Below are 15191 nucleotides of genomic sequence, written 5' to 3'. Positions count from 1 at the left end.
TGCTTAGTTTTAAGTCTTTCGAACAATACAGAATTTATGATCGTATTACAATACGCGTTCCATCATTATTCCATTTGATGATTTGAGAAGGAAGCGCTGGCGCTACATCATCCTGGCGCCAGCTAACGATATAGTCTACCTGTTCTTTAATAGCCGGACTTATATCCCCAAAGGTTTGAGGAGATGGCTCGCCACTAATATTGGCTGATGTGGAAACGATTGGTTTTTTGAACCGTTTGATCAAATGACGGCAGAAAAGATCTTGCGTCAATCGAATGCCAATGGAACCATCTGTTGCTACAAGGTTGTGAGGCAAACCTACTGCATGTTCGTACACTATGGTAGTTGGTCGTTCCTGTTCTTCTAAAAAATCAAACACCGCCAGGTCAGGAGCTGCTACATATTGCAGCACATCCTTTTCTTCAGCCATCAATACAATCAGGCTTTTACTATCATCGCGCTGCTTGATCTCATAAATACGTTTTATGGCTTGCTCATTGGTAGCATCACATCCTAATCCCCAAATAGTATCGGTTGGGTACAGAATCACGCCGCCACGTTGCATCACGTCGATAGCACGCTTAATATCGTCTTCAAAAAATTCAGCCATGTAACAAGTTTTGATATACGTTCATAACAGAGGCCGCACATTTTTCTAAGGTAAAATTATGTGCATGTACTATACCTTCCTGAACCATTTTCGCTCGCAGCTCCATGCTATTATAGATCGCCATCATACCTTCTGCAATCTCCTCCGGCTTATCAGGATTAACGTAATAGGCAGCCTTTCCGCCTGTTTCTGGCATACATGAAACATTCGAAGTAATTACAGGCAGTCGACTCCACAAGGCCTCTAACACCGGAATGCCAAACCCTTCAAAATAAGAAGGATAGATCATAGCTATGGCCATCTGGTAAATAGCTGCGAAAGTTTCCGGCTTTTGAAAGGCTGCATCATTTTTAGCTGCTGGTGTATCATTTAGGAAAATCACTTGCTGCTGTAAATTATTGGCCGCTATATACTGCAATACTTTTTCTTTATACCCTCTACCTCCTCCAATTACAACCAACGGTATGTTCAGCGTTCCTTGTAGCTGCTTAATAGCTTTGCAGATATTCAATAAGTTCTTTCGCTCAATTATAGAACCGACATATAAAAAATACGCTGGTGGCAGGTTGTACTTTTTACGTACCTGCTCTTTTGTTGCAGAAGCTATTTCGTCCGCAAAAGCAGGGTTACAACTTTGGTAACAAATGTCAATCTTGGCAGGATCGGTATGGTAGTAGTCGATAATATCCTGCTTGGTTTGCTTACTTATAGCAATTACCCGATCAGCATTCGCACAGGCGTAGGTAAATTTTTTACGGTAGATCTGCACATTTACTTTTCCAAACTGTTCAGGATAACGTTCAAATATTAAATCGTGTATGGTTACAACCGACTTTATTCCTGTTTGTTGTATGCCTACTGGAATTTCGTGACTCAACCCATGATACAGATCAATCTTGTGTTTTCGCAGATCTTTTTTAACACCGCTGCTACGCCACAAAGAAGAAAGTTTACGGTCTAAAAAACGGGTTGGCAGTACCTCATGAACATGTGTATTGACTTCTTTTTGAATCCTTCTTGAAGCTTTGGGATTGAACAAAAAGTATTCATTCTCAGGATAATACTGCGCCAACCCCTTCACTAGTGTACGGCTATAATTCCCTAAACCGGTATTATTATGAAAATAGCGCTTGGCATCAAACCCAATGTTCATGATTTCTTCTTGTGGCCGCAAAGTAATAGCAATTACCCCAGTTCATTTATGTTTGCAAAAAATTCGACATGCAATTGAGAGAAACGATAGAGAAAGTTTGGCAAAATCGTGAGTTGCTGGGTGAGGCTGCTTATCAAGAGGCTGTACGTGCAATAATTGAAGAAGTAGACAAAGGCCGCTTACGTGTTGCAGAACCTACAGGCAACAACTGGCAGGTAAATGAATGGGTAAAGCAAGCCATCTTATTATATTTTGGTATTCAGCCCATGCAAACCTGGAACGTAGAACCGTTTGAGTTTTACGATAAGATGTTGCTGAAAAAGAACTATAAAGAATTAGGTGTACGTGCCGTACCACATGCCGTAGCCCGCTATGGAGCCTATGTTGCTAAGAACGTGGTATTGATGCCGTCTTATGTAAATATCGGTGCCTACGTAGACGAAGGCACCATGGTAGACACATGGGCCACCGTTGGTAGCTGTGCACAGATCGGCAAGCATGTTCACCTAAGTGGTGGCGTAGGCATTGGTGGTGTATTAGAGCCATTGCAAGCCAGCCCTGTTATTATTGAAGATGGTTGCTTTATCGGTTCTCGTTGTATAGTGGTAGAAGGTGTACGTGTAGAGAAAGAAGCGGTATTGGGTGCCAATGTTGTATTGACGCAATCAACCAAGATCATTGATGTGAGTGGAAGCGAGCCTAAGGAAATGAAAGGTGTAGTACCTGCTCGTAGTGTGGTGATTCCTGGTAGCTATACCAAGAAATTCCCTGCTGGTGAATACAATGTTAGCTGTGCCCTGATCATTGGTCAGCGTAAAGCCAGCACCGATCTGAAGACCAGCTTGAATGATGCCCTTCGCGATTTTAATGTAGCTGTTTAATATAGATAGCCCCGCAGTGCGGGGCTTTTGTTTGTTCCATGCCTGATGTAAAGCAAAAACTAACGCTAGCCGGTTTCCTCATTACACTGTCCGGTGCTATACTGTTTTCAACCAAGGCCATTTTGGTCAAGCTGGCCTTTGCACATACACCTGTCGATGCACTGTCGCTGTTAACATTACGCATGGCCTTCTCTCTACCTTTTTACTTGTTTACTGCTTTTTTTATCAGTAGTCGCACCGGTAATAAAAAGATGACACCCCGCCAGTGGTTCATAACATTGGGTTTAGGTGTTACAGGTTATTACCTCAGTAGCTTGTTCGACTTTCTAGGATTACAATACATTTCTGCCGGATTGGAACGACTAATCCTTTTCCTCTACCCCACTTTTGCCTTGCTTATTAACCGGTTTGCTTTTCATGAGCGTATGGAGCGCAGCCAACAATGGGCCGTGCTGCTAACGTATGCGGGTATAGGGGTGGCCTTTGCCAGTGAACTGCAGCTCGATGTAAACAACTCTAATTTCTATTGGGGCAGTTTTTTAGTTTTCCTCTGTGCGGTTACCTATTCCATTTATATTGCCGGCAGTGGCCGTATTATTCCGCAAATTGGGTCTAATAAATTCACAGCATACGCGATGTTAGCCGCTACAGGAGGGATTCTTATACATTTCCTGGCCAAAGGGAATTATACTGTTCTAACACAAGGACATGAACTTTGGGTATATGGTATTTTGTTAGCAATAATAGCTACGGTAATACCCTCATTTATGTTATCCAACGGAATGAAGCGCATTGGTACTAACAATGTGGCCATCATTTCCAGTATTGGCCCTATTTCTACAATCCTTCAGGCGCATTATTTTCTGGGCGAACAAATTACGCCCCTGCAACTGTTTGGTACCCTGTTGGTTATCATTGGCATCTGCCTCTTAGGATGGAAAAGAAATGCGGAATAGAATTCTCTTTTCATATACAAGATTGAATTATATTTGCAACCCCAACTCGTTGCCCAGGTGGCGAAATTGGTAGACGCACCGTCTTCAGGTGGCGGCGCCGCGAGGTGTGCTGGTTCGAATCCAGTCCTGGGCACTGAATACTACGCCGGAATAATATTATTTCGGCGTAGTATTTCTTATCAAGCAGAATTTGGTTTAAAGCTTATTTTGCCCTTTCATAGAAAGGCTCCACGCCTAGGCTTGCGCAGAAATAATATGTTGGAATAATAATATTTCCAAATGATAATTCTGACTTGATTTGCAAGTATGATACAACTCTTTCCCATAATCAGAGGATCGTTGTTTCTACCCTAGAAAATCCACTTCAAACAGCTATAATTCAGATCCAGACAAAAGTTTAAAGGGCGGTTAGGCCTGTGACTTTTTCGTAGTTCATATTATCAATTCCTAAGTGATTGAACTAAAAAGAAACTTTTAAAAGGGTTTATTGTAATCCTTAAAAAGTTTGCTCCTCTTCCCTAGCTGTTCAAACTCTCACTGTTATTTGTTTAAAAAATTAGTTAGAATGTTATTGAACTTTTCTGGTTGATCCATCAATGGTAAATGGCCAGCATCTTCAATTAAATGAAATTTTGCATTGGGAATTATTTTAGCGGCTTTTTCACCATATTCAACAGGAAACAATTGATCATCTTTTCCCCAAATGATAAGTGTCTCATTTCTAATTTGCTGCAATGACTCTTCAGAAATTTTCGATACAGCAGCACCTCTACCTTGCTTGAACACATTTTTTCCTCCTTTATCTTTAAGCACGGCTATGGAATAGAAGCTATGGTTTGGGTCTCTATTTTCCGGCCGATGAAGTATATAAGAAGAATTAAAACGATTTGCCATCGAGGATGGAAAAGTATTCATCCAAATCATTCCAATAAATGGCCAAAGGGAAACTTTCGCCCCTAAGCCAGCCGAGTCAACTACAACTAGCTTATCCACCATCTCTGGGTGATCAATGGCAAACTGTAAGGCTATAGCTCCTCCCTGAGACAATCCAACGATATGAACCTTTGATATCTTCATTTCCAGCAGGAAGCCTTTTAGCCACTTTGTGAAATAAGGACGGTCATACGGAGCGTTGGGTTTGTCAGATTCTCCATATCCCACGATATCTGGGGCCAATACATGAAAATGTTTAGCAATAGCAGCAATCGTCGGGTACCAGGTAACTCCACCGGCACCAGCACCGTGCAGAAAAATGACGCAACTACCACTCCCTGCAGATAGATAAGCCGTTTTAACGGAATCAATCCTAACCTCACCTTGCCGAATCGAAACCCCCATCTTGTCAATTAGGGCTTTCCTATAATCGCTTTTTACTTTTGTTTTCAAGATTTATTAAATGTGTTTGATTTGTATTTCAAATAAGCCTGTTTAAATTTATTTGTTAGGGTACAAACTATTAAGGTTCATAAAATTGTTTGATTAGAGAAGATTTACCTGTAAGCCTTATTGATTATCAGGCCGCAGTAATCTCAAAAAACATTAAAAAGATTGTATTCTATTCTAACAAAGAATCCATTAGGGGCGGTCCTGATCAGGCTGCTAGTAAGCTCCTTACGGTAACCAATATCCAGCCTGCCTTGGCTATTAAATATTAGTTGTAAAGAAGGCGCCGCATCCAGATAGTATTTTCCAGAACCAGGGTTATACTGGCTTAAAAATTCCAGCATAACATTAAAATTGGTCTGCTTGTAATTTTTGTATTCTTTCGGTAACATTAACCGGCCAACAGAAAAAGTATAGTTAACAGCTTTACTTTGTTTAGAGCCGTAGACGAACTTATTGTTATTCCCGTTATCCGCCGCTTTTACTAAGGAAAGGCTGGAAGACAGCGCAACCTTACGAAGTAATTGGGTAGCTACTGTTCCCACCTCTACACCAGAATTATGCCCATACATATTAATCTCTTCCTGGTGGACATCACTATTATTAAAGCTTAGTCTCCCAAATAAAGCCATGCGAAAATGCTTTTGCACAGCATCCTTGCTTAAAAAACGGTATTTCGCATAAAGTGTTCCTCCTTCTGACTCAAAGGACTGACTCCGGTTACTAAAGAAAACACCCCCACTAACCATAACAGTTTTAGAAATACCGAACATGAGATCAGGAATTAAATGATAATTCGTTTTAGAGGAATTTACTTCATCCATGATGGAGTTATCCACGCGGACGCCAAGGCTCCCTACCGCTCTATTACTAGCTGGTTCTGTGGCTGTATACAACTCTTGTGACATAGCTACCAGGGAGAACAAAAGGGAAAAAAGAGAAAAGGCAAGTTTCATTTCTAGTTGTTTAACAGTGTGACCGGCTCATTTATTGAGTTACATGATAAGTAATTATATCTTCTATAGACATGAAAAGAGGGCGTGCTTTGGCTTGTTTAGAAGAGACAAATCCCCGGTCCAACAATGTAATCTTTTGTGTTCCCCGGAGTGGTTGGTCTAATTTGTTTACAAAAACCAATTGTTGGTTAGCGATTTTAACCGATTGGTTAGTAGAGAAGGACAACTTATCAAAATCAATAACGGCAACGAAACTGGACACGAAAAACCCAGCATCTTCTACTTTTTTTCGTATCTGATTAAAGTCAACAAATGTATCAGGCTTAAAAGAGATATCAAAGGTGTAATGCTTAACATCTGCCTCAATATGTGCAACGAAGTCAAGTGTTTTTAACGCTTTATTTATTGAATTACTACACATGCTGCAGGTTAATCCACTGGCTTGTAAAGAAACCCGGCTGACCTGTGCTTTCGCTGTCATTGAAACAGCCAGGACAATGATTAGAAAAATATGTTTCATTATTTTCATTTTAAATGATGGACAAGAAATATTATTTGGGATCGGCGAGCACAATACATAAAGCTTACAATACACGTTCAAATGTCTCTGTCCTGCCCAATAGTGAGATGCCAATATAACCACGCACTTTAAGATTGCGACCGCTGAAACTGATTTTGCAGCTATAGGTTTTACCATTCTCAGGATCATAGATTTGCCCATCTACGTATACGCCATCATCATAGGAAAAATCTGTAAGGAGATTGATACCCAGGAGGTCTCTTTTTCGTAACCGCTGATCTGGATTTTGAGTGTCTTTTCGGGATACAGCTGTCCAGATAGTTTTTCCGAAATAGTGATTGCCATTTATATATATTTCAATCTTCGCATCTTTTTTTGGAGACCAGTAGACACCCAATATTTTATCCGGTAAGTCTTGCATTGTTTGAGCAAATACTTTAAGAGTAAATAAAGAGATAAGAGTGAGAATGAGGGTGAATGTTGCTTTTTTCATTTGAGTTGTTTGGTATTGTAATGTAAAGCTATGGCTGCTTGCAGGTGATTTGAGGAAGAATAGATGTCATAAAAGGACAACATTAAAACGACAACCTACTATAACGCAGCTTTAGAAAATTGTTTTCTAAACCCATAGTGATAAACCGTTGTACTACCATTGGTAACAGGGTAGGCATTTATGAAGATCCATCCTTGTCTACCCATAAAATTTAAGGCATCAATTACGGTATTAAATTTTTTTAGTTTACCATCAACTTCTCGAAGACGCATATCTATCCAAAAGCTTTTTTCTTCGCCATAATCAATATCAATAGTTACTTTATTGCTTAGTAGCCGAGGTGTTGCAGTTACCTGGCAATATTGCTCAATCTTAGTCGAATTAGTTTGTGCAAACAGGGAAAGAGTTGCAAATTGACATACCATTACGAATACTTTTTTCATGATTATCATTTTAAATGGTTGAATAAGCCACTCCCATCAGAGTGGCTTATTTGAAGAAGTGAATCATTTTAATTTTTACATGTTTTACAGGTGCAGTTGCTACCGCAGTTGCACTCAACACAAGTACAATTGGGGTTACTACATTTTACGCTGTCTTGTAAAAGTTGGTTCCGGTGCTTAATTACTGATTTCATACATTTATTTTTTTAGATGATTTGATAAAACAAAAGTAGAAGCGATAGTTGGCGTTACTGTTACAAGATCTTGGGGAAAGTTTATATAATTTTGGTAGTACTTACTTTAATAGTTTACATTTCACTGCAGCCATCTTTTTAAAGCATGAGGTAGTTAGGCTAGTAATTTTCTTAAATTAATAATGTAGATGAACAGCAGTGGTGCAACCCTCAACTTATTCTTTTAGCTGATGCAAAATGAAAGGTTCTTGTGCGGTGATAACAGCTTAGCTTAAAATGGTAAAAGTATAAGCCTTGTATATATGGTATGATTCTTTAAGACTTTATCAGTACTAAATTATACTACGGGAAAAGCTGCTACAGAAGCAGACGATTAGGCTTAGTTGAAAGAGATTTCTAAATAAGATCAGCATTGAAAGCTGTATAAACCATTTAAAATTGCTTAAATGGTTTATACAGCTTTCAACCTATCTGGATATCATTTGTAAACATATTCTTTTGCTTAGCAGAAAACGGAATGAAATATCAAGAGTTAGAGTTTGCAATTAAAAACGAAATGTCTACACCTTTGATCAAATACCTGCCTCCCGTTATTAGTTTAACAAATAAAGGCTGATACTTATCTTAACTATAGAAGTAAGATTTTATAAGTAAGCTAGTTGAAGGTTCTTTATACCTGGTCTAACGTTATACGCCGATTACCTGGTAGTACCTTGAAGTTAGAAGGGGTAATTAAACGTATAAATAGGGACAGGAAAATGCCAAATCCGGCCAGACTTTATGGATCATCAGGATTTTATTGTTTTAATAAGCGCTGCAGTTGCCGGGCAGATTTAAAGCCGCACTGGGCAGCGATGTATTCAATGGTATATTCCGGGTTATTAAGCATGGTGCTTGCGTATTCTTTGCGCAACAAAGTGAGATATTCCAAAATAGTAGATCCGGTTTTCTCTTTAAAAACCCGGCTCAGGTTTCTTGGACTCATGCCAACAAGTGAGGCTAAATCCTCTATGTTATTTTCCTTAGAGAGGTTCTCAATCAAATAATCCTGCACTTCATGGACTTGCGGGTTAATGTGATTTCTATAATCCAAATAAATGCTTTGCTGTTTATGTGTCCCGCTTCTGCGGTGATATACGACAAGCCCTCTGGCGACTTTATGCGTAAAGAAAGGCCCCTTTAGATCCTCTAAAATAGCTAATGCCAGATCAATACCGGCACTGATACCGGCGCTTGTGTACACGTTATTACTCTTAATGTACAAGACATCCGAAATGACCTTTGCTTCGGGGAATTGCTCTTGGAGTGCCTTTACTCTCCGCCAATGTGTGGTACACTGTGTATCCTTCAAAAGGCCGGCATGCCCTAAGGCAAAGGCACCATTACAAATAGAACAGACCGTTATCTTATTTTGGGAACATCCTTTAAGCCAATTGAAAAACTCCGTTTGTGCCCGAAAAGAAAGACTTTCGACATAGTCAAAGTTCATTCCTGGCACAAAAATATAATCACCTTCTTTTACGTTGGCGCTCTTAAAATTGGCAAGGTCACCAAATTCCAACCCTGCAGTTGATACAGTTACATCCTCTAACTTGTAAAAACGTATGTCGGCTTCAAAGCCATAAAATTTGGCTTCCGTAAATACTTGTACAGGTCCAGCCAAATCCAATAATTCGACATTTGGAGGAATAATAAACGCAAACCTTTTCATGTATTATAAAGTTAATTTAATCGAGTTATTGGCAGTTCTTATTCTAATAGGAAAGGCCATTTACTACAGGCGGTAAAGATCAAGGAAAAAAGAGCGTATCTACTTACGCAGCTAAGAAATACCTTTCTCAAAGCTAGGTGTCATTTAAGGAATACATTATTCAATTGATCTTCCTTTTTCCGCCTTGTAAAATACATGACAAAATAAATTCCTGTTACCAAATCAGTTACTAGGCAATATAGTGGCCAATAGTCTGGAATGCTGGCCTTAATTATGAATCCATGGTGATGAAAGACATCCCAAACTCCATGAAGCAAAGTGCCATACCCAATCAAAGCAGGGGACTTTGTATACCCCATTAAAGCCAGGAAGTAAAATAAGGCAGCCACTAACACAACCAATATGATGTAGCTAACAGTGTTTCCTTGCAATGAGAAGCCAACATAAATAAAGGCAATAGCACACAGAATCGTAGCTGCCATAAGTTTGGTTGAGAAATACTTTACGAGTAGTACCGTTAAAAAGATAATCCCCAAACCCGTTAAAAGGCCATAAAATGCAGCCATCATTAAAAGTTGTTTATCTGTTATGCATGAATCTATAATACCCTTTCAAAAGGTACAAAGGTTAATTGTAGTCCAACATCAGCTTAACGCAGCTTTTAAACTTGTCGCCGTAAAGTAGCCCAATTCTATCCAGGTATAGTTCAATCGGATACTGCGCAGATGCAGTGGTGTAGGCTACCACCTTTGCCTTGGGAAATAGTGGATGGCCAGCTAACTGGGATGCTCGGGCATTTATAACATGAAGTTCATTTACGTTGTTATTCTTCACCTCTCCCGTTGGGTAGAGCTGTAAACCAAACTTAGAAGTAACAGGGGCTCCATTTATAGTAAAAGTATTTAAAGATGCGGGAAACGTTCGTGTATAGGTATCCAATAAACTGGCTAGTTCAAACTCATTCACGTGATCCGAAATCAATACGCCTACCTTATAATCTTTTTGAAATGCTTTTTTAGCTATAATCCGGGTAATGGTTCCTGTGGTCACCACCTTACTTTGATGAGCCACTTTAATCGTATCCTGCTGGTAATGTATATCCTTTCTAACGGTCTGCATGGTTTCTTCGCCAAATACTCTCTTGATTACAGTAAGACTCCCTTCTGTGGCATTGGAAACCCCGGCTGTACTGTATAAATTTCCACTTTCGGTAACGCTGGTGTTTGCCACCCAAAGGGGTTTAGGGAACTTCTTCTTCAACTTGCCTAGGTCAGAAGCGTGTGTCGTTAGTGGCTTACCATCATATAGGCCAGTAGCTGCTGCCGTTGCAGCGCCATCACAGATGGCCAGCAATATGGTTGTTTCCTTACATTGACTTTTAACCCAGTTAACAATGATTTCTTTTGGCGGCTCCTTTAAATGTATCGTTACATTGGGTATAACAATCACATCAGGGGTGATCTGCATCGAATCAATCTCAGAAAAAGTGTAATGAGGAAGTATGAACAAACTATTAACTAATAACACGGGAGCTTTCTTTTCGGCTACTACATAAACATTTGCCTGTCCGGTCGCATTAAATAAATAATAAGGCGCCATAAAATCAAACATCTCGGTTCCTGCATTACTAGCTATTATGAAAACTGTCTTTTTAGCGCTATCCAGCTTTGGCACTGACCAAGAGAAGTTGTTGTCACCTTTATAGGTCTTAAGATTTTGAGCAAAAACATGAGAAACTGTAAAATATAAAACAAGGCTTACTATAAGTATTGTAGTAAAAGCAGAAACAAGGATCTGTTTTAAGTTTTTCATATTATGGCTTTATAAATTATTGTATCACAAAGTTGGTAAGCTTAAAAAACAGATTGCAGACAGCTACATGTCAGATTCGGACAATAATGGAGCTTTAGCTATTTGTAGACTTACTTATTTGATAATAAGCTCTTTTGAAATCATTGATACTCAGCAATCGCTTTCAAGTCTTCCAGCCAAAAGTTCGAACTGAGGCTAGTCCTGGGCACAAAGGCCTTCCGATAAAATCGGAGGGCTTTTTTAGGAACAATACGAATAAAATAAATAGGTAAAGCCGCAATAGCGGCAAGAGCCTTTGGATAAGTCCCTCGTGGGAATATCTGGATCAGTTTTAATAATCCAGTCATGGGCACAAAACATTATGCCGGAATACTATTATTCCGGCGTAATTATTTTTATAAGGATTCAATCTATAGCTCTTTTCTTATGCACTACAGTACTTCACAGTTAAAAATGTTCATGAAGTCTTTTAGAAATGTTATTTTAATTGTGTAAGTGACAAGCTTTATTGAAACTATTGAAAAGGCCACACACCGGCAGTTTACTTTCTTACATCCAGCTTCTCCAGCATTTCATCTGTCAACGGTTCGCTATAAATACCATAAGCATTTACCAGTACACCTTTTAACCCGTAACGGTCAGATGAAATGGCATAGAGTATGGCTGAGTCATCAGGATTGCTTTCGCCTTCAAACCGGAAGTAATTGTCTACCTTGAAATCTTCTGCAAATACTTTGAACTGTCCGTTACGACACTCCAGACAGTTTTGTAGCAGGTTAAAATCTTCTGTATATCCCTGCTGGCGAAGAGCATTCATGGTTTCAGAAAGTGTAGTGTAGGGTTTCATATCTATACTTTTAAACATCAATTGAATGATAAAGCAAAATTTGTAATAAACAAGGTCACAAGAACTTGCTCCCACAGTGCTTACTTATTATCTGTTGCCTTTGCATTGAAGGCATCCATTACCCGGGATGAAAATATTAGAGCTGCTCCGGCGTTTACAGCCACGGCAACACTTAATGCTTCTACAATCTCTTCACTTGTAGCGCCTTGCTTTATAGCAGCATCCGTATGAGTGATAATACAACCATCACATTGCCGGGTTACGGCCACAGCCAGGGCAATCAGTTCACGCACTTTTGCCCCCAATAGGTTTGTAGCGTTTCCGGCTTCGCTCAATCCCCGGTACCCTTTTAAAATTTCATGATTGATCCTTCCGATCTGTGCATTGTTTGCAGCTATTTGTTTCTGGTATTCGGTCCAATTAAGCATCATGATATATTGTTTTAAGGTTAACGTCTTTAAAGCATTTGGATATCTCTCATCTATGACGGGAGCTTAAATGTTACCGGTAGAAGACCTATATATGATTTCAGCGATTTAACATCTTTAATCAGAGCAAGCGTAGCTAGTAAATCTTTTATTGAAGTCATGTTTCTTGCCATTCGCTGAAAACCGGGCTCTATTGGCATCTCTGTTTGCATTCTCCTGGCAAATATGCAAAAGAGCAAATATCCAATTATTGGCCAATGCCCATTTGTTGCATGTATGTCTTGTTGTCCCAGTATAAATACTCTTCCACCATCACACCATTCTGCCAAACTCCAAAAGATGACATTGGAATTTTAAAGGCCTTACCCGCTGGTTGAATAAATTTTCCATTACCCATCGGCATTGGCTTAGTAAAAGTGCCTTCCATAACGCCTGTAACAGCCGTAATATTTCCACTGCCTATTTTAATAGGGTGTGCTGTAATTCGGGTATCTGGTGCATACACAAACATAGCGTCCATGTCTTTGATATGCACATCAAAACCCTTTGTCATATGACCATCGGGAAAATAAACTTTAATGTTTGGGCTATGGCTTTCATGAAACCTGTCCCAATCGCGACGCGAGAAAACAATATAGTCTAACGTGTCAAACTTTGCAAGATTTTTTACAACTGTTTCATCGTTTACGCCCGCTGTTGAGGCTGGTTTATTCATTCGGTTGCTATCTGTGGTAGCAGAGGTATTATCGGTCCTATTGTTACTACAACCTGTGCAAGCCAATAGTGTTACAAAGCCTATTGATACTTCAAAGACTTTAGCAACTGTTTTTTCCTTTTTCATAATGCGAGGTATTAAGTAATCGAACTTAGATGAATAGGTATCAACTATGCCATATTTGATAGGATTATAGCCATCGTCTTCAAAATCCGGATATATAATCTTTGGCTTGATGAGGTGGTGGCATTTAAATGCTGAACACCATTTGCTGTAAAAGCAGTTATAAATAAAACTTTACTGTTTTCGTCATTACACTGAATTAAATGTTCAGTGATTTTTTACTCTTCATTTATTTCATGCTACTGTACTTTTCTGCCGGTAATGTACATTTTGTTTTATATGCAATAGATGCGCCAACAACTTATTACATAATGGTAAGTAAACCGACGCGAAGGAGAAATAAACTGTGTAGATTAGGTTAGTTTTCAATGCAAAACGTACTACCTCTTATTCAGCGAGGAGTTCAAAGCAATAGTTACAAGAGGGCGCAAACCACTGTTGGTGTTTGCTGAGCCTGAATCTTTCACTAATAACTAACACAACGTTACTTTCTGGCCGCAGATTTGTAATTTAAATGGCAGCTGTCCTATACGCTACAACAAGGTTGTTCCCTTTAGAAATAAGAAAAGGTAACAATGCTGGCATCTGCACGAAACCACCCCAAATTCCAAAGAAAGAGAAGCTAATTATTTGGCAAATCAACGCTCAATCAGTCAAGATTTTTTCGACACCAAATTATGATTTATGACCAGGATACTTAGTACACTTCTTCTGACGACAACGTTTTTTCTCCTGCACGCACAAGGAAATCAAGTTACGAATGCTACTGGACCGGCATGGGTCAAAAACATTCCAACCGATGACCTGATTAAATGGCGGCGACATATTCATGAAAATGCGGAAGTTTCATTTAAAGAAGAGAGCACAAGTGAATATGTTGAAAGCATTTTAAAAGGATTCAATAATATTAAAATTCTAAAACCTGCTAAAACAAGTGTAGTTGGTATTCTAAAGGGAGCAAAACCAGGAAAGACAGTTGCCTTCAGAGCCGATATGGACGCCTTACCTGTACAAGAGGAAACGGGTTTGGCATTTGCTTCCAAAAACGAAAACATAAGCCATGCCTGTGGTCACGATGCGCATACCGCCATGTTACTGGCTACTGCAGCTACATTATCAAAAATGAAAGACCAAATCAAAGGAACGGTTTACTTTATTTTTCAACATGCAGAAGAGCAAGCACCCGGGGGAGCTAAAGATATCATCAAATCCGGCGCGCTAAAAGATGTCAATGCTTTTTTCGGAATGCACGTTTTACCTAATTTCCCGGCAGGTCATATTGGTATCTTGCCAGATGGTGCCGCTTCAACAATGTCTGACGAATTCAGTTTGACAGTTATCGGAAAAGGTTCACATGGTTCAATGCCTCACCTTGGTATTGATCCTATTGTAATAGCTGCTGAAATTGTCAATGCATTGCAAACGATTGTTTCAAGAAATGTACCGCCCGGTGAAATGGCGGTTGTTACCATTGGTAAGTTCCAGGCTGGAAATGCGCCCAATGTGATTGCGGATAAGGCTGAATTAGGCGCCACTATCCGCACAACCTCAGATGCTACCAGAAAGTTAGTAGAAACCAGGATTAAATCTTTGATTGATAATATTACAAAGGGATATGGTGCAACTTACAACTTGGATTACAAGAACAACTATCCTGCTGTTCAAAATGATCCAGCCTTAAATAAAATGGCAAAGAATAGCGCGGTTTCAGCAGTTGGGAAAAGTAATGTATTTGACGCGCCCATGATGACGGCCAGTGAAGACTTTTCTTATTATAAACAAATAGCACCAGAAGTTTTTCTCACGCTGGGTGTAGGCAATGGCGTTGCAAACCATAATCCGGCATTCAATCTGGACGAGAAGGCTTTGCAAAACGGTGTGAAAGTACAGGTACAGATTATTTTAGATTACCTGAACCAGTAAGTAAGTGTTTGGGGCCAAATACAGTTCAAATGCATAGTACAAG

The 15191-nt window shown here is 39.5% G+C and carries 16 protein-coding genes and 1 tRNA gene; 4 read left to right on the top strand and 13 right to left on the bottom strand.

Going from position 1 to position 15191, the window contains the following annotated elements; all coding sequences use genetic code 11:
• Window positions 1-34 precede the first annotated feature (34 nt).
• Both SY85_RS24040 and SY85_RS24035 read right to left on the bottom strand, forming a co-directional pair.
• A complete protein-coding gene (locus tag SY85_RS24040) occupies window positions 35-610 on the bottom strand; it encodes an L-threonylcarbamoyladenylate synthase (RefSeq protein WP_066408693.1) in 576 nt (191 codons plus the stop codon).
• Window positions 603-1763, bottom strand: a complete 1161-nt coding sequence (locus tag SY85_RS24035) for a glycosyltransferase family 4 protein (RefSeq protein WP_066408691.1) — start codon at window positions 1761-1763, stop codon at window positions 603-605. The genes SY85_RS24040 and SY85_RS24035 overlap by 8 nt, the downstream gene beginning before the upstream one ends.
• Window positions 1764-1831: 68 nt before the next feature.
• On the opposite strand from SY85_RS24035, the gene SY85_RS24030 reads away from it, so the two are divergent.
• The 3 genes from SY85_RS24030 (at window position 1832) to SY85_RS24020 (ending at window position 3733) form a co-directional block, all read left to right on the top strand.
• Window positions 1832-2644, top strand: a complete 813-nt coding sequence (locus SY85_RS24030) for a 2,3,4,5-tetrahydropyridine-2,6-dicarboxylate N-succinyltransferase (protein WP_066408688.1) — start codon at window positions 1832-1834, stop codon at window positions 2642-2644.
• A gap of 38 nt (window positions 2645-2682) precedes the next feature.
• Complete coding sequence (locus tag SY85_RS24025) at window positions 2683-3600, top strand: DMT family transporter (protein ID WP_066408683.1); 918 nt, start codon at window positions 2683-2685, stop codon at window positions 3598-3600.
• 51 nt (window positions 3601-3651) lie between these two features.
• Window positions 3652-3733: transfer RNA gene (locus SY85_RS24020), tRNA-Leu, on the top strand.
• A 407-nt stretch (window positions 3734-4140) separates the two neighbouring features.
• On the opposite strand, the gene SY85_RS24015 is transcribed toward SY85_RS24020, so the two are convergent.
• From SY85_RS24015 to SY85_RS23960, 11 genes are all read right to left on the bottom strand, one after another.
• Window positions 4141-4986: an alpha/beta fold hydrolase gene (locus tag SY85_RS24015; RefSeq protein ID WP_226998945.1), complete on the bottom strand. Its 846-nt coding sequence runs from the start codon at window positions 4984-4986 to the stop codon at window positions 4141-4143.
• Window positions 4987-5129: 143 nt separating this feature from the next.
• On the bottom strand, window positions 5130-5939 hold the full coding sequence (locus SY85_RS24010) for a hypothetical protein (RefSeq protein WP_066408681.1): 810 nt from the start codon (window positions 5937-5939) through the stop codon (window positions 5130-5132).
• A gap of 31 nt (window positions 5940-5970) precedes the next feature.
• Complete coding sequence (locus tag SY85_RS24005; RefSeq protein ID WP_158513029.1) at window positions 5971-6459, bottom strand: heavy-metal-associated domain-containing protein; 489 nt, start codon at window positions 6457-6459, stop codon at window positions 5971-5973.
• 64 nt (window positions 6460-6523) lie between these two features.
• Window positions 6524-6952 carry a DUF2147 domain-containing protein gene (locus SY85_RS24000; protein WP_066408677.1) on the bottom strand — a complete coding sequence of 143 codons (429 nt, stop codon included), beginning with the start codon at window positions 6950-6952 and terminating at the stop codon, window positions 6524-6526.
• A 98-nt stretch (window positions 6953-7050) separates the two neighbouring features.
• Entirely contained in the window at window positions 7051-7395 is a 345-nt protein-coding gene (locus SY85_RS23995; protein ID WP_066408675.1) for a hypothetical protein, read from the bottom strand.
• 990 nt (window positions 7396-8385) lie between these two features.
• On the bottom strand, window positions 8386-9300 hold the full coding sequence (locus SY85_RS23990) for a GlxA family transcriptional regulator (RefSeq protein ID WP_066408673.1): 915 nt from the start codon (window positions 9298-9300) through the stop codon (window positions 8386-8388).
• A gap of 140 nt (window positions 9301-9440) precedes the next feature.
• Window positions 9441-9866 (bottom strand): DUF6010 family protein, encoded by a 426-nt coding sequence (locus SY85_RS23985; protein ID WP_335583207.1) that lies wholly within the window; start codon window positions 9864-9866, stop codon window positions 9441-9443.
• 61 nt (window positions 9867-9927) lie between these two features.
• Window positions 9928-11112: a DJ-1/PfpI family protein gene (locus SY85_RS23980; protein WP_066408667.1), complete on the bottom strand. Its 1185-nt coding sequence runs from the start codon at window positions 11110-11112 to the stop codon at window positions 9928-9930.
• Between the two features lie 541 nt (window positions 11113-11653).
• Complete coding sequence (locus SY85_RS23970) at window positions 11654-11959, bottom strand: phosphoribosylpyrophosphate synthetase (protein ID WP_066408659.1); 306 nt, start codon at window positions 11957-11959, stop codon at window positions 11654-11656.
• Window positions 11960-12039: 80 nt separating this feature from the next.
• Window positions 12040-12390 carry a carboxymuconolactone decarboxylase family protein gene (locus SY85_RS23965; protein ID WP_082886675.1) on the bottom strand — a complete coding sequence of 117 codons (351 nt, stop codon included), beginning with the start codon at window positions 12388-12390 and terminating at the stop codon, window positions 12040-12042.
• 244 nt (window positions 12391-12634) lie between these two features.
• Complete coding sequence (locus tag SY85_RS23960) at window positions 12635-13228, bottom strand: ester cyclase (RefSeq protein ID WP_066408655.1); 594 nt, start codon at window positions 13226-13228, stop codon at window positions 12635-12637.
• A gap of 681 nt (window positions 13229-13909) precedes the next feature.
• On the opposite strand from SY85_RS23960, the gene SY85_RS23955 reads away from it, so the two are divergent.
• Window positions 13910-15148, top strand: a complete 1239-nt coding sequence (locus tag SY85_RS23955; RefSeq protein ID WP_082886674.1) for a M20 metallopeptidase family protein — start codon at window positions 13910-13912, stop codon at window positions 15146-15148.
• The last annotated feature ends 43 nt before the right edge of the window (window positions 15149-15191 follow it).

The sequence above is a fragment of the Flavisolibacter tropicus genome (genome assembly GCF_001644645.1).
Taxonomy (GTDB): Bacteria; Bacteroidota; Bacteroidia; order Chitinophagales; family Chitinophagaceae; genus Flavisolibacter; species Flavisolibacter tropicus.
The sequence above is the reverse complement of the archived record's forward strand: the minus strand, read 5'-3'. Positions and strand labels throughout refer to the sequence as shown.